The organism is Streptomyces sp. NPDC048002 (assembly GCF_040653275.1).
GTDB lineage: Bacteria > Actinomycetota > Actinomycetes > Streptomycetales > Streptomycetaceae > Streptomyces.
In genome coordinates this window covers 39,325-58,100 of record NZ_JBEZNL010000005.1, presented here as the reverse complement: position 1 = coordinate 58,100, position 18,776 = coordinate 39,325, and the positions used below count along the sequence as shown (strand labels likewise).

The 18,776-nt window shown below is 71.0% G+C and carries 17 protein-coding genes; 5 read left to right on the top strand and 12 right to left on the bottom strand.

Annotated elements, in window-relative coordinates:
* Positions 1 to 226: 226 nt before the first annotated feature.
* Positions 227 to 1,876 (top strand): (2,3-dihydroxybenzoyl)adenylate synthase, encoded by a 1,650-nt coding sequence (locus AB0E07_RS09350; RefSeq protein WP_362247868.1) that lies wholly within the window; start codon positions 227 to 229, stop codon positions 1,874 to 1,876.
* 86 nt (positions 1,877 to 1,962) lie between these two features.
* Here AB0E07_RS09350 and AB0E07_RS09345 read toward each other — a convergent pair whose 3' ends face one another.
* The 5 genes from AB0E07_RS09345 to AB0E07_RS09325 all read right to left on the bottom strand — a co-directional run bounded on the left by AB0E07_RS09345 (position 1,963) and on the right by AB0E07_RS09325 (position 7,284).
* A complete protein-coding gene (locus tag AB0E07_RS09345) occupies positions 1,963 to 3,540 on the bottom strand; it encodes an ATP-binding cassette domain-containing protein (protein WP_362247866.1) in 1,578 nt (525 codons plus the stop codon).
* Positions 3,537 to 4,394, bottom strand: coding sequence for an ABC transporter permease subunit (locus tag AB0E07_RS09340; RefSeq protein ID WP_362247864.1), 858 nt, complete (start codon positions 4,392 to 4,394; stop codon positions 3,537 to 3,539). Before AB0E07_RS09340 ends, AB0E07_RS09345 begins: the two co-directional genes overlap by 4 nt.
* Positions 4,391 to 5,341, bottom strand: a complete 951-nt coding sequence (locus AB0E07_RS09335) for an ABC transporter permease (RefSeq protein WP_362247862.1) — start codon at positions 5,339 to 5,341, stop codon at positions 4,391 to 4,393. The genes AB0E07_RS09340 and AB0E07_RS09335 overlap by 4 nt, the downstream gene beginning before the upstream one ends.
* Positions 5,338 to 6,924: an ABC transporter substrate-binding protein gene (locus AB0E07_RS09330; protein WP_362247860.1), complete on the bottom strand. Its 1,587-nt coding sequence runs from the start codon at positions 6,922 to 6,924 to the stop codon at positions 5,338 to 5,340. The genes AB0E07_RS09335 and AB0E07_RS09330 overlap by 4 nt, the downstream gene beginning before the upstream one ends.
* A gap of 138 nt (positions 6,925 to 7,062) precedes the next feature.
* Positions 7,063 to 7,284: a ferredoxin gene (locus AB0E07_RS09325; protein ID WP_362247858.1), complete on the bottom strand. Its 222-nt coding sequence runs from the start codon at positions 7,282 to 7,284 to the stop codon at positions 7,063 to 7,065.
* Positions 7,285 to 7,461: 177 nt separating this feature from the next.
* On the opposite strand from AB0E07_RS09325, the gene AB0E07_RS09320 reads away from it, so the two are divergent.
* The 4 genes from AB0E07_RS09320 (at position 7,462) to AB0E07_RS09305 (ending at position 10,786) form a co-directional block, all read left to right on the top strand.
* Positions 7,462 to 7,923, top strand: coding sequence for a Fur family transcriptional regulator (locus AB0E07_RS09320; protein ID WP_362247856.1), 462 nt, complete (start codon positions 7,462 to 7,464; stop codon positions 7,921 to 7,923).
* A 171-nt stretch (positions 7,924 to 8,094) separates the two neighbouring features.
* Positions 8,095 to 9,027 (top strand): zinc ABC transporter substrate-binding protein, encoded by a 933-nt coding sequence (locus AB0E07_RS09315; RefSeq protein ID WP_362247854.1) that lies wholly within the window; start codon positions 8,095 to 8,097, stop codon positions 9,025 to 9,027.
* Between the two features lie 11 nt (positions 9,028 to 9,038).
* Positions 9,039 to 9,908 (top strand): ATP-binding cassette domain-containing protein, encoded by an 870-nt coding sequence (locus tag AB0E07_RS09310; protein ID WP_362247852.1) that lies wholly within the window; start codon positions 9,039 to 9,041, stop codon positions 9,906 to 9,908.
* Positions 9,905 to 10,786 carry a metal ABC transporter permease gene (locus tag AB0E07_RS09305; protein ID WP_362247850.1) on the top strand — a complete coding sequence of 294 codons (882 nt, stop codon included), beginning with the start codon at positions 9,905 to 9,907 and terminating at the stop codon, positions 10,784 to 10,786. Before AB0E07_RS09310 ends, AB0E07_RS09305 begins: the two co-directional genes overlap by 4 nt.
* Before the next feature lie 251 nt (positions 10,787 to 11,037).
* Here AB0E07_RS09305 and AB0E07_RS09300 read toward each other — a convergent pair whose 3' ends face one another.
* The 7 genes from AB0E07_RS09300 to AB0E07_RS09270 form a co-directional block, all read right to left on the bottom strand.
* On the bottom strand, positions 11,038 to 11,853 hold the full coding sequence (locus tag AB0E07_RS09300; protein WP_362247848.1) for an ABC transporter ATP-binding protein: 816 nt from the start codon (positions 11,851 to 11,853) through the stop codon (positions 11,038 to 11,040).
* Entirely contained in the window at positions 11,853 to 12,950 is a 1,098-nt protein-coding gene (locus AB0E07_RS09295; RefSeq protein ID WP_362247846.1) for an iron chelate uptake ABC transporter family permease subunit, read from the bottom strand. Before AB0E07_RS09295 ends, AB0E07_RS09300 begins: the two co-directional genes overlap by 1 nt.
* Positions 12,951 to 12,963: 13 nt before the next feature.
* Positions 12,964 to 13,965, bottom strand: a complete 1,002-nt coding sequence (locus AB0E07_RS09290; protein WP_362247844.1) for an ABC transporter substrate-binding protein — start codon at positions 13,963 to 13,965, stop codon at positions 12,964 to 12,966.
* A gap of 203 nt (positions 13,966 to 14,168) precedes the next feature.
* Positions 14,169 to 15,152 carry a cysteine synthase family protein gene (locus AB0E07_RS09285; RefSeq protein WP_362247842.1) on the bottom strand — a complete coding sequence of 328 codons (984 nt, stop codon included), beginning with the start codon at positions 15,150 to 15,152 and terminating at the stop codon, positions 14,169 to 14,171.
* Positions 15,149 to 16,288 (bottom strand): histidinol-phosphate transaminase, encoded by a 1,140-nt coding sequence (hisC, locus tag AB0E07_RS09280; protein WP_362247840.1) that lies wholly within the window; start codon positions 16,286 to 16,288, stop codon positions 15,149 to 15,151. Before hisC ends, AB0E07_RS09285 begins: the two co-directional genes overlap by 4 nt.
* Positions 16,285 to 17,757: an MATE family efflux transporter gene (locus AB0E07_RS09275; RefSeq protein ID WP_362247838.1), complete on the bottom strand. Its 1,473-nt coding sequence runs from the start codon at positions 17,755 to 17,757 to the stop codon at positions 16,285 to 16,287. Before AB0E07_RS09275 ends, hisC begins: the two co-directional genes overlap by 4 nt.
* Positions 17,754 to 18,734: an ornithine cyclodeaminase gene (locus tag AB0E07_RS09270; protein WP_362247835.1), complete on the bottom strand. Its 981-nt coding sequence runs from the start codon at positions 18,732 to 18,734 to the stop codon at positions 17,754 to 17,756. The genes AB0E07_RS09275 and AB0E07_RS09270 overlap by 4 nt, the downstream gene beginning before the upstream one ends.
* Positions 18,735 to 18,776 lie beyond the last annotated feature (42 nt).

The window sequence follows — 18,776 nt, the reverse complement described above, 5'->3', positions numbered from 1 at the left end:
TCCGCTTCTGGACGACTGCTTCATCGCTCACCGATGGGCCCTTCCGGTCGGATGGGGTGGGGAGTTGGCCGCGGGCCGCCGTCGTCGCTGTCGGCGTCCGATCTGCCTCGCGGGGCACCCGAGCCACTCTAGATAGAAATGATTATCATTTCTATAGTTCACATCGTAGCCACACAACGAGCCGCGGCGCCAGAGCCAAAGGCTCCGCACGAGAGGCAGAACTCCCATGACCGAGACCCAACAGACCTGGTCCGAGGCGGAGTCGGACCACTACCGAGCCGCCGGGCACTGGGAGGGGGTGACGTTCGGCGCCCGCCTGCGCCGGGCCGCGGCCGACCACGGAGACCGCGTCGCCCTGGTCGACGGAGACCGTCGGTGGACCTACGCGGAACTCGACTGCGAAGCCGACCGCGTCGCGAACGGACTGCGCCGGCACGGCATCGGACGAGGTGACCGGGTGGTGGTCCAACTTCCGAACCGCGCGGAGTTCGTCCTCGTCTGGTTCGGGCTCCAACGCCTCGGAGCGGTCCCCGTGCACGCCATGCCCGGCCACCGGCGCCGCGAGATCGGTCATCTGGTGCGCGTCTCCCAGGCGGTGGCCTGCGTGGTCCCCGACCGGCACGCCCGGTTCGACCACCGGGAGCTGATGCGAACGGTGCAGGCCGAACACGGTCCCGGCCGCTCGCCGCGGACCGTCGTCGTGGTGGGCGACCCCGGCCGGGAGAGCGGCTTCGTCTCCTTCGAGGAGCTGCGGGCGGCTGAGCCCACCCCGCTGCCAGCACCCGCCGCGCCCGGTTCCGACGACGGCGGCGCCGAACCCGGGGACCTCGCCCTGCTGCTGCTGTCGGGCGGCACCACCGGCCTGCCCAAGCTCATCCCCAGGACGCACGACGACTACGCCTACAACGCCCGCGCCTGCGCGGAGGTCTGCGCCCTCGACGAGAGCACGGTGTACCTGGCGGTGCTCCCGATCGGGTTCAACTTCACCTTCGCCTGTCCGGGCGTCCTCGGCACCCTGATGGCCGGCGGAACCGTCGTCGTCGCACCTGACCCCAGTCCGCAGACGGCCTTCGCACTGGTGGAGCGAGAGGGCGTGACCCTCACCTCGCTCACCCCTCCGCTCGTCCCCCACTGGGTGGACGAGGCCGCGTCCGGCGACTGGGACCTCGGCAGTCTCGCGGTCGTCCAGGTCGGCGGGGCACGCCTGCCGGAGGAGCAGGCCCGCAAGCTCGGCCCGGCGCTGGGAGCCACCGTGCAGCAGGTCTTCGGCATGGCGGAGGGGCTGATCAACCTCACCCGCCTCGACGACACGGAGGACCTCGTCTGCGCCACCCAGGGACGGCCCGTCTCCCCGGACGACGAGATCCTGGTGGTGGACGGCGAGGGCAGGCCCGTCCCGGACGGCGCGGCGGGGGAACTGCTGACCCGGGGGCCGTACACCCTGCGTGGCTACTACCGTGCCGAGGACCACAACCGGACCGCGTTCACCCCGGACGGCCACTACCGGACCGGTGACCTCGTGCGGCGGCTGCCGACCGGGCATCTCGTGGTGGTGGGCCGGATCAAGGACCAGATCAACCGCGGAGGCGAGAAGATCGCCGCGGTCGAGGTGGAGGAGCAGTTGCTCACCCATCCGCTGATCACCGCGGCGGCGCTCGTCGGGGTCCCGGACGAACGCCGCGGGGAGCGGACCATCGCCTTTCTGGTCTGCTCCGGGCAGGCTCCCGGCATACGGGAGGTGGCCGCCCACCTCGAACGACGGGGACTGGCGGCCTACAAGACCCCGGACGAGATCGTCCAGGTGGCCGCTCTCCCGCTCACCGCGGTGGGCAAGGTCGACAAGGCGGCACTCGCACAGCAGGTGCGGCAGCCGTAGCACGTCGGGCGGAGGGGCGCCGGGCGGGCGGGGCGCCCCTCCACGGAGCCGGTTCGGCCGGTCCCTCCGCCTCCGTAACAGCCCCTTCACCGAGGCCGCTCCGACCCCGTGAGGGCGTGGCCGGCCGCACGGGCGAGCAGTTCCCGGGTGACCGGGTGTTCGGGATGCTCCAGCACCCGGTCGGCCGGACCCGCCTCGGCCACCCGGCCCTCGTCCAGGACGACCACCTGGTCGGCCCGGGTCGCCGCGGTGCTCAGATCGTGCGTCACCATCACCACCGTCAGACCTTGCGTGCGCCTCAGCGAGTCCAGCAGATCGAGGATTCCGCTCGCCGTCTCCCCGTCGAGCGCGGAGGTGACCTCGTCGCAGACCACGGCGCGCGGCTCGGCCGCCAGCGTCCTGGCCAGCGCCACGCGCTGGCGCTGGCCCCCGGACAACTCCCCCGGTCTGCGGCTCAGTACGTCCGCCTCCAGGCCCACCAGGCCGAGCAGCCGCACGGATTCATCCCAGGTCTCTCGGACCGTTCGGCCGCGTGTCCCTCGAAGCGGTCGTGCGAGCGCGTCGGCCACTCGCTCGCGCGGGTTGAGGGCGCCGCGCGCATCCTGCGCGACGAGTTGCACCGGCGACCCGCGACGCCGCGGAGTACCGCTGTCGCGCCACTCGACACTTCCCCCTGCCACGGGGTGCAGCCCCACCAGGCATCGGGCCAGGGTGGACTTCCCCGAGCCCGACACGCCCAGCACAGCGGTGCAGGAGCCCTGCGGAACCGTGAGGGAGACGTCGTGCAGCACGCCGACCGGCCCGTGCGCAGCGTGCAGGCCCCGCACGAAGAGACCCTCCGAGGCGCCGGTGCGGGGAGCCTCCGGGCCACGGTCCTCGCGCGACGGGCTCCGCGAGGGCCGAACGGCCGGGAAGGGCGCCTCGGGGCCTTGCGGGACGATGCGGCCCTGTTCCAGACGGATCACGTCGTCCGCCACCGACCCCAGCCACACCGGATCGTGACTGACCAGCAGTGCGGCACGGTCTCCCCCGGACAGGACGTCGGCCAGCAGGGTCCGCATCCCGTCCGCCAGGACCGGGTCCAGTCCGCTTGTGGGCTCGTCGAGGACCAGCATGCTCGGTCCGCCGGACAGGGCCAGGGCGAGGGCCACCCGCTGGGCCTGACCTCCCGACACCTGCCGGGGCAGCCGCCGCAGGAACGCCCGGTCGGCAGGCAGCCGCACGGACACAAGCAACTCCCGCACCAGCGCCTGGACTTCGTCACGGCGCGCCCCGGGTGTGCGGAGCCTTACGGCCTCGGCGAGCTGTGTCCCGATCCGGAGCGCGGGGTTGAGCGACGAGGCGGGTTCCTGTCCCAGGAACGACACCACACGGCCGCGCAGCCGACGGGCCTCCGCCTTGCCGAAGGGGTCGAGTCCGGCCACCCGGACGGTGCCGGCCCGTACCCGCAGACCGGGGCGGACGTGGCCGAGCAGGCTGTACGCCAGACTGCTCTTGCCCGATCCCGATCTGCCGACGACGCCCAGCACCTGTCCGCGAGCCACCGCGAGGGAGGCATCGCTCAGCACGGGCGGCCCTCCGTCCACCGGGCCCACCGTCAGCCCCCTCGTCTCGGCGAGCGGACCACCGGCGTCCGGCCCCTGAGGTGTGTCACGTCCCGTCATCCGGCACCCCGCCCCACGGCGTCCGCCAACTGCCCGGCCAGGAGGCCGACACACACCGACAGCAGCACCAGCAGCAGCGCGGGAGCGAGAAACGGCGCGGCGGCGAGCGTCGCGCCGGGGACGTTCTCGCTCACCATGCGCCCCCAGTCCGGTGCCGCCCCGCCCGCACCGAGACCCAGGAACCCGGCGGTGGCCGTGAGGTGGAGGGAAGCCACCAGGCGCAGCGCGGTGTCCATCAGGGCCGGTCCGGCGATGTTGGGCAGGACGTCGTGGCGCAGCACGGCCCACCGGGAGTCGCCCCGGGACCGCGCGGCCTCGACGTATCCGCTGCTGAGAACCGTGTCGGCCGCCGCGCGCAGGACGCGCGTGGAGAACGGAGCGGTGGCCAGGGTGACCGCCGCGACGAGGGCGATGTGGCTGCCGGGGAACCCCGCGGCCAGGACGAGGACGAGGAGGAGTGCGGGGAACACGGCCAGCGCGTCGACGCAGCGCAACAGCAGATCACCCAGTCGGCGCGACATCATGGCGGCCAGAACCCCGGCCGTGAGCCCGACGGCTCCGGCCCCCGCCGTGCCCGCCAGCGCGGTGAGCACGATGGTGCGACCGCCGCCGAGTACCCGGCTCGTCACGTCCCGGCCCAGCACGTCGGTTCCGAGGAGGAAGCGGCCGTCGGGCTGCTGGAAGGGCGCCGCGAGCTGGGCGGTGGGACTGTGCGGGGCGAGAAGCGGTCCCAGCAGAGCGAGCAGGAGGACGAGCAGGGCGCCGGTCGCGGTGAGGAGCGGCAGCCGTCGGCGTCGTGACGCCTCGGGTCGCGATCGGGTCCGCCGGCTCGGCGAGGTGAGGACCGTCGTCATCGTTCGTGGCCTTTCCCGGCGCCCAGTATCCGCCCGCAGATGTCGCCCGCCAGCAGCACCAGGAGCATCACCCCGGCCAGGGCGGTGGCGATGCCCTGCACCATCGGTATGTCCCTTGCCACGACGGCCAGTTGCAGTTCGCGGCCGATGCCCGGGTAGTCGAAGACGTTCTCCACGACCACCGCCGAGCCGACCAGGGCGCCGGTGGTGAGGGTGAGCGCCTGCACGGCGGGGCCGGCGGCGTTGGGCAGGATGTGCCGGACCGCGAGCCGGACCCCGCGCACGCCGTTGAGCCGCGCGGCCTCGCAGTAGGGGGTGGCGGCCGCGTCCGCCACGGAGACCCGCAGCAGCCTCGTCGCCACCGCGACACCGACCGCGCTGAGCGTCAGCACGGGCAGGATCAGCGCGTGCGGGACGTCGAGCGGTGTTCCGCCCAGGGGGATCACGGAGACCCGCGGGAGCAGTTCCAGCCACACCGAGAGCACCGCGACGAGCAGCGCCGCGATGACGAACTCCGGTACTGCGGCCAGGACTTGGGCCGCCGTGGAGACGAAGCGGTCGGCGCCGCCCCGACGCAGTCCGGTCCACAGGCCCAGCAGCGTGGCGAGCGGCGCGGTGACGGCGAGTGTCAGCCCGGCGAGGAACAGGCTGTTCGGCAGCCGGGTCGCCAGCACCTCGCCGACCGGCCGGTCCCCCACGAAGCCGCGGCCCAGATCGCCCCGGACCGCTCCCGCCACCCAGTCCGCGTACCGCTCGGCCGCCGGCCGATCGAGCCCGAGTTCGGCGCGCACGGCGGCACGCTGCGCCTCGGGGGCGTCCGGCCCGGCGACCGCGCTGACCGCGTCCCCCGGAAGCACCGCCGTGGCCGCGAAGATCACGGCCGACAGCAGCACGAGCAGGACGGCCGCCGCCATGAGGCGCCGGCCGACGAAGGCGATCGGGCTCACCCCAGTGATGCCTGCGAGAAGCCGGGGAACTGCTCGAAGAGGTCCTCCCGTATCCCGGTCACTCCCTTGGTCCGGGCGTTGAGGTTGGGCTTGAAGACCGGCAGTACCTGGTTGCCGTCCTCCCAGCGCGTGCGCTGCGCCTGGGTGCCCAGCTCCTTCGCCTCGGCCGGGTCGCTCGCGGCACGGGCCCTGGCGACCAGAGTGTCGGTCGCGGTCTCCTTCCAGCCGAAGGCGGACGGCGAACCGCCCGCCGTGCTCATCTGGTAGGTGGACAGCGCGGGGATGGGCATCTGGTACGAGCCGGCCAGCGGCAGGGCCGCGTACGCCGGGAAGTCCGCGTAGAGCTGACCCGCGGGCAGTTCCCGGACCGACGCCCGGACACCGACCTTCTTCAGGTCCTCCACGAAGAGTGTCGCCATCTCCACCATGCCCGGGGTCTCCGGTCCGGTCGTCAACGTCACCTTCATCCCGTCGGCGCCGGCCTTCTTCAGCAGGGCGCGGGCCCGCTCCGGGTCGTGCGCCCGCTGCGGAACCCCCTCCGCGTAGTCGGGGAAGCCGATGGCAGGCAGGTCGTTGCCGACCTCGGCATTGCCGTAGAAGACGGTCTCCACCATGGCCTTCCGGTCGACCGCGAGCTTGAACGCCTCCCGCACGCGGGGGTCGTCGAAGGGCTTGGCGCTCATGTTCATCTGGAAGGAGAGCCCGACCAGGTAGGGGCTCTCGGTCGGGACCAGTTCGACCTTTCCGTTGTCGTCGAGGGTGCGCGCGGTGACGGGTGAGAGGTCGTGGGCGAAGTCGATCTCGCCGCTGGTGAGGGCTCCGGCCCGCGCGGTCGAGTCCGCGATCGAGCGCAGTTCCAGGCCGTCCAGGAGCGGCACGTGACCGTAGTGGTCGTCGTACCGCTCGAAGGCAGCGCCCTGTCCGGCGGTGAACTCGGTCAGCCGGAACGGGCCGCAGCTGGGCATGCCCTTGCGGAAGCTCTTCGTGCCGTCCTTGACGACGAGGAAGTTGCCCTGACAGAGGATCATGCGGCCGTCGGCGATGGGCCGGAGCGTGGGCAGGGTGACCTTGAGGTCACCGTCCGCCTTGGCCCGGGAGAGGTCGAAGTTCGCGGCGGCGAGCCGGTAGACGGGCAGCTTGCTGTTGGCCGCGAGGGCGCTGAGCGAGTGCAGGATGTCGACGGAGGTGAGCCGGGAGCCGTCGGTGAAGCGGACTCCGGGCCGCACGTGCAGGGTGTACGTGGAGAGGTCGTCGGAGATGTCGATGCCCTTGAGCACCCCGTAGCGCACGCCGTCCGCGCCACTGGGGTCGAGGTTGCCCAGGGTTCCGTGCCAGGCGCGGGCCCGGACCAGGTCCAGGGCCGAGGGTCCGTTGAAGAAGTCGAGGGACTCGGAAGCGCCGCCTCCGACGAACGCGGCACGCAGCGTTCCGCCCGAGCGGGACGAGGAACCGGAACCCGCCTTCGAGTCGGCGACCGGCTCATCGGTGGAGCACGCCGCCAGGAGGCCCGGTCCCAACGCCGCGGCCGCGGCCCCTGTCGCGCTCCGGCGCAGGAAGACACGGCGATCTATCAGTCTGGACATGCTTCTCCTTGACGTTCTACGGGCTGTTCGAGGCGCCGGAATGGGTCCACGGCAGGTGGAGCGGTGAGGAGAGGGAAGGGATCGGGGCGGACGTTCGCGGCGGGTCCGCCGCACGCGGCCCGCGCCAGGTACAGGCGGCTAGCGCAGCGTGATGGCGCCGGAGGGGCAGGCCCGTACGGCGTCCCGCACGGCGTCCGCCTCGGCGGCCTGCGGGGTGCGGTCCAGGACGACCACGAGTCCGTCCTGGTCGTCCTGGTCGAAGACGGCGGGTGCGGCCAGCACGCACTGCCCCGCCCCGACGCATCTGTCCCGCTCGACGTCGAGCTTCCCCGCTCCGGACGTCCGGTCCGTGAAAGTCATGAGGGCCCCCTCCCCTGACGCCGCGTGCGCGGCCGCCTCGTGACAGAGCCGACAGTAGTCCGTAATGACATCCATATTCAATAACTAGGGAGTGCGACAGGCCGATCCCTGCCGCCGCGCCAGAGTGACACCTTGCCTCCATTATGGAAATGATTACCATGAGCACAGCCTCTGGAGGTGGGCAGCCTGCGCGAGACACCAGCAACCCGGCCGATGACGCCGCTGCGCACGACGCGGCAGCGCACCGCGGTGATGCACGCCCTGCACCAGGCGTCCGGCTTCGCCTCGGCCCAGGAGTTGCACGAGGCGCTCGAAGCGGACGGCGTCGCGATCGGCCTGACCACGGTGTACCGGGCCCTTCACGCCCTTGACCGGTCCGGTCAGGTCGACGTCATAAGAGACAGGGCGGGGGAACGGCTCTACCGCCCCCGACCCGCCGAGGGGCACCGCCACTATCTGCTCTGCCGTGTCTGCGGTGTCAGTACGGTCGTCGAGGCCGAAGCCGTGGAGGAGTGGGCGGAGAGCGTGGCCGCGTCCACGCGGTTCGCCGAGGTCGAGCACACCGTGGAGCTGACCGGGGTCTGCGACCGGTGCCACCTTCCCGCCATCCCGCCGGACCCCGGCGACGGGACCACCTGAGCGCCACCCCCTCCCCCTCGGGTTCTCCACGCCGGGCTCATGCGGCCGCAAAGAGATGGAAATGATTTCCACATCAATCACTTCTGGCGAGCTTCATGACATTCATGTTCACCTAGCGTGGCGGAGGTCAGAGCGAGAACTCGCACTTCCTGCACGTCCCGGAGGACCCTCATGCCCCTCTCCCCGTCCCTGCGCGTGGCGCTGATCACCGGTGCCGGCCTGGCCCTGCTGACGGGATGCGGCGACTCGTCGTCCGACTCCGGCAAGAACGCGGACGGCACCGCTTCGGCCTCCGTGATCACGGTGGTCGCCTCCACCGACGTCTACGGCGACATAGCGCGGCAGATAGGCGGCGACAGCGTCGACGTCACCTCGATCATCAGCGACCCCGACCAGGACCCGCACTCCTACGAGGCCAACACCCAGAACCAACTGGCGCTCTCCAAGGCAAGGGTCGTCATCGAGAACGGCGGCGGCTACGACGGCTTCGTCGACCGCATGCTCAAGACCAGCGGCAACTCCTCCGCGGAACTCATCAACGCCGTCGAGGTGTCCGGCCGGACCGCGCCCGCCGGGGGCGAGCTCAACGAGCACGTCTGGTACGACTTCCCCACCGTGTCCAAGCTCGTCGACCGCATCGCCGCAGCCCTCGGCACCGCCGATCCCTCCGACGCCGCCGCCTTCACCAAGAACGCGGATTCCTTCAAGGAGAAGCTCGGCGGACTTGAGGCGAAGGAAGCGGACATCAAGAAGGCACACGGCGGCGAGGCCGTCGGGATCTCCGAGCCCGTGCCGCTCTACCTCACCGAGGCGAGCGGCCTGGTGAACAAGACGCCCGAGGAGTTCAGCGAGGCGATCGAGGAGGGCGACGACGTGTCCCCGAAGATCCTCCAGGAGACCCTGGGCCTCTACAGCGACAAGCAGATCGACGTCCTCGTCTACAACGAGCAGACTTCCGGCCCGCAGACCGAGAAGGTCAAGAGCGCCGCCGAGGCGGCCGGTGTCCCCGTCGTTCCCGTCACCGAGACCCTGCCCGAGGGCCAGGACTACCTCGCCTGGATGGGCGGCAACGTCGACGCGCTCGCGTCCGCCCTGGCCAAGTGAGCCCGCCCGGCATGACCTCCGTACCTCCCGCACGACGCGGCGCCTCCGACGACCGGGGCGGGGCCGGCGCACCGGTCATCGCGCTGCGCGCCGCCTCCCTCTCCTACGGGCCACGCACGGTGTGGCAGGGCCTGGATCTCGATGTGCGGCCGGGCGAATTCCTGGCCGTGCTCGGGCCCAACGGCTCGGGCAAGAGCAGCCTCGTCCGGGCCCTGCTGGGCCTGCGGTCCTTGTCCGCCGGCACGCTGACCGTCCTCGGCCGCTCCCCGCGCGAGGCGGCCCGGCACATCGGCTACATCCCCCAGCAGGCCGAACTGTCCGCCCAGGCGCTGCTGCGCGCCCGCGACCTGGTGCGCTTCGGCATCGACGGACACCGGTTCGGCCCGGTCCGACGCCGGGCCGCCGTCCGCCGCCAGGTGAACGACGTCCTGGCAGCGGTGGGTGCCTCCGCCTACGCCGACGTCCCGCTGGGCATGCTCTCCGGGGGCGAACGCCAACGCGTCCGTATAGCGCAGGCGTTGGCCACCGACCCGCGCGTCCTGCTGTGCGACGAACCGCTGGCCTCGCTCGACCTGCACCACCAGCGGGCGGTCACCGAACTCGTCGACGCGCGCCGCCGCTCCCACGACACAGCGGTCGTCTTCGTGACCCACGAGATCAATCCCGTACTCGATCTCGTCGACCGCGTTCTCTATCTGGCACCCGGCGGCCATCGCGTCGGGACACCGGAGGAGGTTCTCACCTCCGACTCCCTGTCCCGGCTGTACCGGACCCAGGTCGACGTCGTCCGGGTCCGCGGACGCGTCGTGGTCGTCGGAACACCCGACGACCCGGCCGGCCCCGCCCACCGCACCGAAACGAAAGCAGAAGTACGCCCATGACGTTCGCCGACGGTATAGGGCAGCAGATCTTCAACTTCGACCACTACGGCGAACTGCTGGTCCTGGTCCGCAACTCCCTCGTCGCCGGTGCCGCGCTCGGGCTCATCGGCGGCCTGGCCGGCATCTTCGTCGTCCTGCGCGATCTTCCCTTCGCGGTGCACGGCATCAGCGAGCTCTCCTTCGCCGGCGCCTCGGCGGCACTGCTCCTGGGCACGAACATCGTGGTGGGGTCCATCGTCGGCTCGCTGCTCGCCGCCGCGGTGATCGCGGCGCTGGGCACCCGGGCCCGCGACCGGAACTCGGCCATCGGCATCCTGATGCCGTTCGGGCTCGGCCTCGGCGTCCTGTTCCTCGCCCTCTACAAGGGCCGGGCGGCCAACAAGTTCGGTCTGCTGACCGGCCAGATCGTCGCGGTGGACACGCCTCGGACGGCCTGGCTGCTCGGCACCTCGGCGGTCGTCCTCGCCGCGCTGATCGTCATGTGGCGGCCGCTCACGTTCGCCAGTGCCGACCCCGACGTGGCCGCGGCGCGAGGAGTGCCGGTACGCGGGCTCTCCTTCGCCTTCATGATGGTGCTCGGGCTGGCCGTCGCCCTCTCCGTACAGGTCGTGGGCGCCCTGCTGGTGCTCACCCTGGTCGTCACCCCCGCCGCCGCGGCGTCCCGGGTCACCGCCTCGCCGGTCCTGCTCCCGCTGCTGAGCGTGGTCTTCGCCGTGGCCTCGATCGAGGGCGGCATTCTGCTGGCCCTGGGCAGTTCCCTCCCCATCAGCCCCTACGTGACCACGATCTCGTTCGGTCTGTACGTGGTCTGCCGATTCGTCGGGACCCAGCGGGCCCGGCGGTGGGGCAGCCGGGCCACGTCACCGCGGCCCGCCTGAGCCCTCCGCCGGACGGGGCCCCAGGTCGTGTCTGACAATTCCCGTCGTCGCCCGGAGGGCGGCTCCGCGGGGTCGTGGGGGTACCTCCCGGTCGAGCGCAGCCGAGACTGGGGGAGCGTGCTCTCGGCGTGCCGGGCGCGGGCCCTCGGACTGGTTGTCCGTGGGTCTGTGCCCGGTGCGGCGAGTGGGGGTGCCCCCTCTGGGGGAGCGTGCATGGCACCGCGGAGCAGACGGGAATTGTCAGACACGGCCTAGCGTCGGTCGAGTTCCAGCGCGTCCGCCGCGGTACCGGTCGCGGCCGCCGCGGCGAGGTAGGTGATGCGGAGGACACCGGTGGTGTCCTCGCGGTCGACGAGCACCTTCACTCCGTAGACCGACGCGATCAGGTCCGGGGTCAGCACGGCCTCCGGGGTTCCGGCGGCGGCCACCCGGCCCTGGTCCAGGAGCACGATGTGGTCGCAGTAGCGGGCGGCGAGGTTGAGGTCGTGCAGGGCCACTACGGAGGTCACGTCGAGCGAGGTCAACAGGTCGAGGAGTTCGAGCTGGTGGCGGATGTCGAGGTGGTTGGTGGGTTCGTCGAGCAGGATCTCCCGGGGCTCCTGGGCCAGGGCGCGGGCGAGTTGGGCCCGCTGCTTCTCCCCTCCGGAGAGGGTGTGCCAGCTGCGGTGCTGCTTGTCGGTGATGTCGGTCCGTTCCAGGGCCGCGTCCACGATGCGCCGGTCGTGCTCGGTCAGCGCGTCGAAGCGGCCTCGGAACGGTGTGCGGCCGAGCTCCACCACCTGGCGGACGTTGACGTGGTGGTGGGCGGAGACGTCCTGTTCGACGACGGCCAGCCGGCGGGCCAGTACCCGGCGGCCGAGGTCCCGCACGCTGGTGTCGTCGTAGCGCACGGTTCCGGTGTCGGGGCGGCGCAGTCCGGCGAGCAGGCGCAGGAGGGTCGACTTGCCGGAACCGTTGGGGCCGAGGAGACCCACGGTGCATCCCTCTTCGACCGCCATGTCGATGGAGTCGAGCAACTGATGGCCCTTGACCGACCAGGAGAGTTCTGTCGAGGTGATACGGCCCATCAGGACTCCAGACGCTTCAGGACCAGCGCGAACGCGGGCGCGCCGAGAAGTGCGGTGATGACGCCGGCGGGCAGTTCGTGCGGGGAGAACGCGGTCCGCGCGAACACGTCCACCCAGATCAGGAAGACGGCGCCGACGATCGCGGACAGCGGCAGCAGGGAGCGGTGCGTCGGGCCGGCCAGGATGCGGACGGCGTGCGGGACGAGCAGGCCGATGAAGCCGATGGCACCGGAGGCCGCCACCGCCGCCGCCGTCATGACCGCGGTCAGCACCATCAGCCAGATACGGGCCGCGGTGACGTTGACGCCCAGCGCCTCGGCGGAGTCCCAGCCGAAGGTGAATGCGTCGAGGGCGGGCGCGAAGAACTGGACCGCGACCACCCCGACCAGGATGATCACGACGGTACCGGTGACCCCTTCCCAGCGGGCGCCGCCGAGCGTGCCGAGCAGCCAGTAGGTGAAGCCACGGGTGGAGTTGGCATCGCCGCTCACCATGAGGATGACCGACGTGACCGCGGCGAAGAACTGCGAGACGAGTACGCCGGTGAGGACCACCCGGGAGGGATTGGCGACCCGCCCCCCGCCGAGCAGGATCAACAGCAGCGCGAAGGAGACCAGGCCGCCGAGGAACGCACCGGTCGACAGGCTGAGGCTGCCGCCGATGCCCAGGAGGAGCACCGCGACCGCGCCGGTGGAGGCACCGGAGGAGACACCCAGCAGATAGGGGTCGGCCAGGGGGTTCCTGGTGACCGCCTGGAGCACGGCGCCGGACACCGCCAGGGCCATGCCGACGACGGCCGCCAGCAGCACCCGGGGGAAGCGCGACTCCCAGATCAGGGCGTCCAGCAGCCCCGGCAGCGGCGGGGTGGGGGCGAGGTCGCCCAGTCCGATGTGCCGCAGGATCGTGGAGACGACGTCCAGCGGCTCGATGTTCGCGCTGCCGAACAGTGAGGCGGTCACCACCGACACCAGCAACCCGGCCACGGCCAGCAGGAAGAGGGCAACCGTCGAGGCGCGCCGCCGGCGCACCGGAACCTTCTCACGGCTGGTGAGCGGGTTCTCGGTGCGCGCGGCGGCCCTGTGTGAGGTCGTTGTCATCGTGTCGGACAACTCAGCCGAGCTGGTTCAGGCCGTCGACCAGCGTGGGAACCGCGGACGCGCTGCCGTAGCTCGGATCCATGTAGGTGCCGGGGATGGTGATGAACTTGTCGTCCTTGACCGCGGAGAGCTTGCGGGTGAGGGGATCCTTCTTCAGAAGTTCGATCTTCTCCTTGGCGGTGTCGTTGGGCTCGCCCCGGGTCAGGTCCGCGAGGATGATCACGTCGGGGTTCCGGGCGGCGACCTCGTCCCAGCTCACCTCCGCCCACTTGGTCTTGGCGTCCTCGAAGATGTTCTCGACACCCACGAGTTCGGAGATGTGCTGCGGCAGTCCACCGGGGCCCGCGGCCCAGGGAGTGCCGTCGTAGGTGGAGTAGAACCACATCACCTTCAGCGGAGTCTCGGTCTTCTCGACCTCGGCCACCGCCTTGTCGACCACGGCCTGCTGCTCGGTCGCGAGCTTCTCCCCGGCGTCCGGCACGCCCATGATCCTGCCCAGGCGGCGGTACTCCTCGTACAGCAGGTCGAAGTCCGCGTCGGCCACGCTCTCGTGGTACGAGCAGTCGAACTCGGTGAGGTAGGTCGGGACGCCGAGTTCGTGGAGTTCCTCGCGGTCGCCGGCCGCCTCCTTGGTGAGGAAGCTCGCGAAGGAGCTGTAGACGAAGTCCGGCTGGGCTTCCAACAGCTTCTCGTGCTTGACCGTCTCCCCCTCGCCGGACAGGATCGGGATCTTGTCGTACTCCTCGGCTATCGCTGCGGGCGCCTTCTCGATCTCGTAGCCCGAGCCGGCGATCCGGTCGCCGACGCCCAGGTGGATGAGGATCTCGGCCGCCGTCTGGTTCAGGGTGACGACCTTCTCCGGCGCGGCCTCGTAGGTCACGTCGGTGCCGCAGTTCTCCAGCGTGAAGGGGTAGGCGGTCGTGTTCTTCGCCGCCTTCGACTCCTTCGCGTCGGCCGTGGAGGAGTCGTCCCCGGCACACCCCGCGACCGTGAGGACCGCTACCGCCGTAACCATTGTGGTAATCATTTTCGTTTTCATCGGGCGTACAGTACCACCTCCCGCGGGGTCGCAGAAGGCCCTGTTCGGCACCTCGGCGATGGTCTTTCCCGGTCACCCAACAGCGCCGCACCGGCGCGTTTTTGGGCATGCCGAAGCCGAGCGCGGCGCTCCACGGCAGGCGGCCGCGGAGCGCCGTGCTCGGCAGTGGTGCCCCGGTGTCAGCGCAGCATCGCGGCCAGGCTTCGGACGACCTGTTCGTCGAAGAGGCCGTGGTCCGCCATCCAGTCGTCGTTGAACACGGTGTCGAGGTACTTGTCCCCGCCGTCGCAGACCAGCACGACGATGGTGTTCCCCGGGCCCGCGCGCCGGGCCTGCTCCAGCGCCTTGAAGACGACGCCGCCCGCCGAACCACCGATCAGGACACCGTAGTTGCGCGCCAGGTAGCGGCAGGTCTCGAAGGCCTCCGCGTCGCTCGCCTTGACGCCCTGGTCGATCACCTCGTAGTCGACCACACCACCGATCTCCGAGCCTTCCGGCGTTCCCGTGCCGGACTGGTGGTAAGGCGCGCCCTCGCCGCCGAAGACAACCGATCCCACCGGCTCGACGCCGATGATCCTCAGGTCCGGGATGCGCTCCCGCAGCACCCGGCCGGTGCCGCAGAGCGAACCACCGGTGCCGACGGCCCCGTACAGGTACTGGATGTCGTCACCCAGGTCGTCGTGGAGTTCCCGGGCCAGCGGGCGGTAGCCGTTGGGATTGCCCTCGTTGCGGTGCTGCGCGGTCCAGTACGCGCCCTGCTCGGCCGCGAGCCGCTCGGCCACGGTGTCCCGTTCGGCGGTGGCGAGCCCGTCGGCGTCCCCGGCGACGTTGAGTATCTCGGCGCCGTAGGCGAGCATGCCGCGGAGCTTGTCCGTGCTGGAGTGGTTGTCCACCACGGCGGTGAACTTGTAGCCGCGTTCGGCGGCGATGAGCGCCAGTCCGAGCCCGGTGTTGCCGGACGTCGACTCGACCAGCCACCCGCCGGGGGCGAGCAGTCCCGCCGCCTCCGCCTCGTCCACCATGTTCCGCGCCATGCGTATCTTGGCGGTGCCGGTGGGGTTGTACTGTTCCAGCTTCAGCAGCACCGACGCCATGCCGTCCGGAACCGCCAGTTCGAGCAGGGGTGTTCGGCCTATCAGGTCGGATACCTTGCTTTTGATCACGGCTCGTCCTTCACGCAGATGTCCGTCAGACTCCGCACGAAGACGTCGTTGTCCTCGGGGGTCGACAGTGAGGCTCGGATGTAGTTCTCGTAACCCGGCTCGCGCCACGCCTTGACGATGATTCCGGCGCGGTGCAGTTCCTGTGCGACCCGGTCCGACCGGCAACCGGTGTCGATGAACAGGAAGTTGGTGGCCGACGGCACCACGCGCAGTCCCGCACCGCGCAGCAGGCCGGTGACCCGGGCGATCTCCGAGGCCGTCCGGCGGACCGTGTCCGCCAGATGGGACCGGTCGGCCAGGGCGGCGACGGCTGCCTCCTGTGCCGGGTGGTTGACGTTGTACGGGGTACGCACCCGGTCCAGCGCCTGGATGAGATCGGTGTCGGAGGCGATGCCGTAGCCGACCCGGACGCCCGCCAGGCCGTACGCCTTGGAGAAGGTGCGCAGCACGATCCACGGCCGGTCCTTGTCCCGCAGCGCCTCCAGCCCGTCGGGATACTCCGGGTCGAGGCGCGCGAACTCGCCGTACGCCTCGTCGAGCACCAGCAGGGCACCGCTCGGGATGTCGGCCACCACCTGCTCCAACTCCGCGGCGCCGAGCATCGCGCCGGTGGGGTTGCACGGGTTGGCGAGGAAGACCAGCTTCGGGTCGGCGGCCAGCGCCTCGCGCCAGGCCGGCGCGTCGAACCCGAAGTCGGCGGTGACCGGGACCTTCCGGACCCGTGCGCCCATGACGCGGGGGAAGATCTCGTGCAGGCTGAACCCGGGGGCCTGGGTGACCACCAGGTCACCGGGGTCGAGGACGGCCTGGCAGAGCAGTTCCAGGATGTTCTCCGAACCGTTGCCGAGCACGACCCGGTCGGCCGGTACGTCCAGGCTCCCGCCGATGGCCTCGGCCAGTCGCTTCCCGGTCGGATCGGGGTAGCGGGACACGCCGCCGGCCACGCTGAGGCGCACGGCCTCGGCGACCGCGGGAGAGACGCCGTACGGGTTCTCGTTGTTGGACAGTTTGATGACGCGGCCGCCGCTGAGCGCGGCCACCTCGTCGGTGTCGGCGCCGGGGTCGTAGCGGGGCAGGCCCGCGACCTCCCGGCGGATCAGGGCGGCCGAAGTGGCCGCCGCGAGGGCATGGTTCATGACGACTCCGGTTCGGGGACGGGGGCGTCGGCCGCTCGCTGGAGCCGGTCGACGCGGCGCAGGAAGGCGACCAGCAGGATGGCGGCGGTGGCCGCGAGGCCGATGGTCTGGCCGATCCAGACGCCCTCGACGCCCTGGTCGGCCGTCACCCCGAGCAGATAGCCCGCGGGCAACCCGATCAGCCAGTAGCCGACCAGGGAGATCCGGAAGGGCCCCGCGGTGTCGCCCACACCGCGCAGGATTCCGTTGCCGATGTTCTGCGTGGCGTCGAAGACCTGCATGAGGGCGGCGATCAGCAACCCCGTCACGGTCAGGGAGACGATGTCCGCGTTGCCCGCGTGCTCGTCGGAGATGAACAGGGACACGATCGGGTCCGGGACGACCAGGTACACGACGGCGACGAGCAACATCGCGATCACGCCCCACGCCACACCCAGGAGGCCCATTCTGCGGGCCGTCGGGTAGTCGCCCGCGCCGTCGGCCTCACTGATGTGGATCGACGCCGCATGGGACAGACCGGCGGAGATCATGAAGGCGATGTAGACGATCTGGTTCAGCACGGTCTGCGCGGCCAGGGCGTTGACCCCCAGGGAGCCGATGACCAGGGTGAGCACGCTGAAGAAGCCCGCCTCCGAGGCGTACGTGCCCGAGATCGGCAGGCCGAGGCGCCAGACCGACCGGACGGCGTCCCCGTTCCAGCGCCGCGCCTCGGGCGCGGTGAGGTAGGGGCGCAGGACGTCGTCGCGCAGGATCACGGCGACGAACGCGAGGAAGGACAGCAGGAACACGGTGACGGTGGCGATCGCCACGCCGACGAAGCCGAACTCCGGCAGTCCCAACTTGCCGTAGATCAGGACGTAGTTGAGGCCGATGGTCACGGCGACGGACGCCAGGGTGATGGCCAGGAGCGGGCCCGGCCGCTTGAGTCCCGTGGTGAAGTGCCGCAGGTTCTGGAACCACAGGCAGGGCAGCATGCCCGGCGCCAGGACCGTCAGGAACTCGCCCGCCTTGTCTACCACTTCGGGGTCCTGACCGAGCAGGAGCAGCAGCGGGCCGATCAGCAGCAGTGCCGCGCAGAACACGGCACCGCAGACGGTCGCCCAGAAGAACCCCGCGAACAGCAGCGCGCCGATCCGCTCCTGGTCGCCTCGTACGCGTGCCTCGGCCACCAGGTTGCTGACCCCGGTGACCAGGCCGGTCCCGGTCGTGCGCAGCTGGTTGAACAGGGCGATGGCCAGACCGGCCGCGGCGATCTCGACCGCCCCGAGCCGGCCCAGCATGACGATGTCCACCGTGGTCAGCGCGACATAGGCGAAGTTGGTCAGGATGAGCGGGAAGGCGAGGGTGAGCAGTACGCGCGATTTCTTGATCCACCAGCCGGTGCCGGCCTCGGCCGGATCGGTCACGTCGGGGTCCTCCGGGCCCGGCGTCTCCTCCGTGTCGGTCGCGCGGGTCGTTTCTGTGCTCACCAGAAGCCGACCTGTTCCCCGCGTCCGGCCGCCAGCGCGAGGTCGGCTATGTACCGGCCCAGCGCGGCGTCGGTGACCGCCATACCGCTGTTGTAGGCGAAGACCACGTCCTCGGGGCTCTTCCGGGCGGGCGCCAGGCCGAGCAGGATGTCCGGCAGCTGGGCGTCGACCGACGGCAGTCTGCCGTCCTCGTCGCGCAGGTCGTCGCAAGTGGCGTGCATCTGGGCGGTGTCGGTGGCGATCCGGTACTCGGCGCCGTGGCACACGTCGGCGTGGACGCCGTATCCCAGCAGCACGGCGAGGGCGCCCGGCTTGAGCCACTCCCGGCGGACCTCCTGCGTGACCGACAGACCGGCCGCACCTACCACGATGTCCGCCTCGCCGGCGGCCTCGCGCAGATCCTTGACGATCTCGACCTCGCGGCCGTCGACGCTGTCCTGGACAGCGCGCAGACCCTCGGGATAGGTGCCGAAGACCTGCAGGCGCTCCAGTTTCGGCAGGGCCGCGACGAGCATCGGCAGGGCCGCCTGTCCCTGGACTCCGGTGCCCACGACCAGGGCGGTGCGCGCGTCGGGGCAGGCCGCGCGGGCGAACAGCGCGGTGGTGGCCGAGGAGCGCAGGGGGCCGAGCTTCACCACGTCCATCAGGGCGACGGGGGCTCCGGTGGTGTCGTCGACGAGGAAGACGAAGGAGTGGAAACGGTAACTGTCCCGGGTGCGGCGGGGGTCGAACTCGTAGACGGCCTTGAAGCAGACCGTGCCGCTGCCCGCGTCCCGGGCCACCATCGAGTAGCTGAGCGAGCGATGGTCGGGGTCGTCGATGATCGTCTTGACGGGGTTGTTCGAGCCGCCTTCGCGCAGCGCTCGGTATGCCCGCTCGACGACCTCGATCACCTGGCGGTGGTCGAGGTCCAGCCCTTCTTGTTGCGACTGTGGCAACAGCCACAGGTTTCCGGGCGCGGCGTAACTCTTTGACATGCGGGTTTGCTCCTCTGTGGAGGGTCGTGTCGGGTGCGTTCG

Coding starts and splice junctions, on each gene's coding strand:
- AB0E07_RS09350 (WP_362247868.1), top strand. CDS start 227: ATGACCGAGACCCAACAGACCTGGTCCGAGGCGGAGTCGGACCACTAC.
- AB0E07_RS09345 (WP_362247866.1), bottom strand. CDS start 3,540: ATGACGGGACGTGACACACCTCAGGGGCCGGACGCCGGTGGTCCGCTC.
- AB0E07_RS09340 (WP_362247864.1), bottom strand. CDS start 4,394: ATGACGACGGTCCTCACCTCGCCGAGCCGGCGGACCCGATCGCGACCC.
- AB0E07_RS09330 (WP_362247860.1), bottom strand. CDS start 6,924: ATGTCCAGACTGATAGATCGCCGTGTCTTCCTGCGCCGGAGCGCGACA.
- AB0E07_RS09325 (WP_362247858.1), bottom strand. CDS start 7,284: ATGACTTTCACGGACCGGACGTCCGGAGCGGGGAAGCTCGACGTCGAG.
- AB0E07_RS09315 (WP_362247854.1), top strand. CDS start 8,095: ATGCCCCTCTCCCCGTCCCTGCGCGTGGCGCTGATCACCGGTGCCGGC.
- AB0E07_RS09310 (WP_362247852.1), top strand. CDS start 9,039: ATGACCTCCGTACCTCCCGCACGACGCGGCGCCTCCGACGACCGGGGC.
- AB0E07_RS09305 (WP_362247850.1), top strand. CDS start 9,905: ATGACGTTCGCCGACGGTATAGGGCAGCAGATCTTCAACTTCGACCAC.
- AB0E07_RS09300 (WP_362247848.1), bottom strand. CDS start 11,853: ATGGGCCGTATCACCTCGACAGAACTCTCCTGGTCGGTCAAGGGCCAT.
- AB0E07_RS09295 (WP_362247846.1), bottom strand. CDS start 12,950: ATGACAACGACCTCACACAGGGCCGCCGCGCGCACCGAGAACCCGCTC.
- AB0E07_RS09290 (WP_362247844.1), bottom strand. CDS start 13,965: ATGGTTACGGCGGTAGCGGTCCTCACGGTCGCGGGGTGTGCCGGGGAC.
- hisC (WP_362247840.1), bottom strand. CDS start 16,288: ATGAACCATGCCCTCGCGGCGGCCACTTCGGCCGCCCTGATCCGCCGG.
- AB0E07_RS09270 (WP_362247835.1), bottom strand. CDS start 18,734: ATGTCAAAGAGTTACGCCGCGCCCGGAAACCTGTGGCTGTTGCCACAG.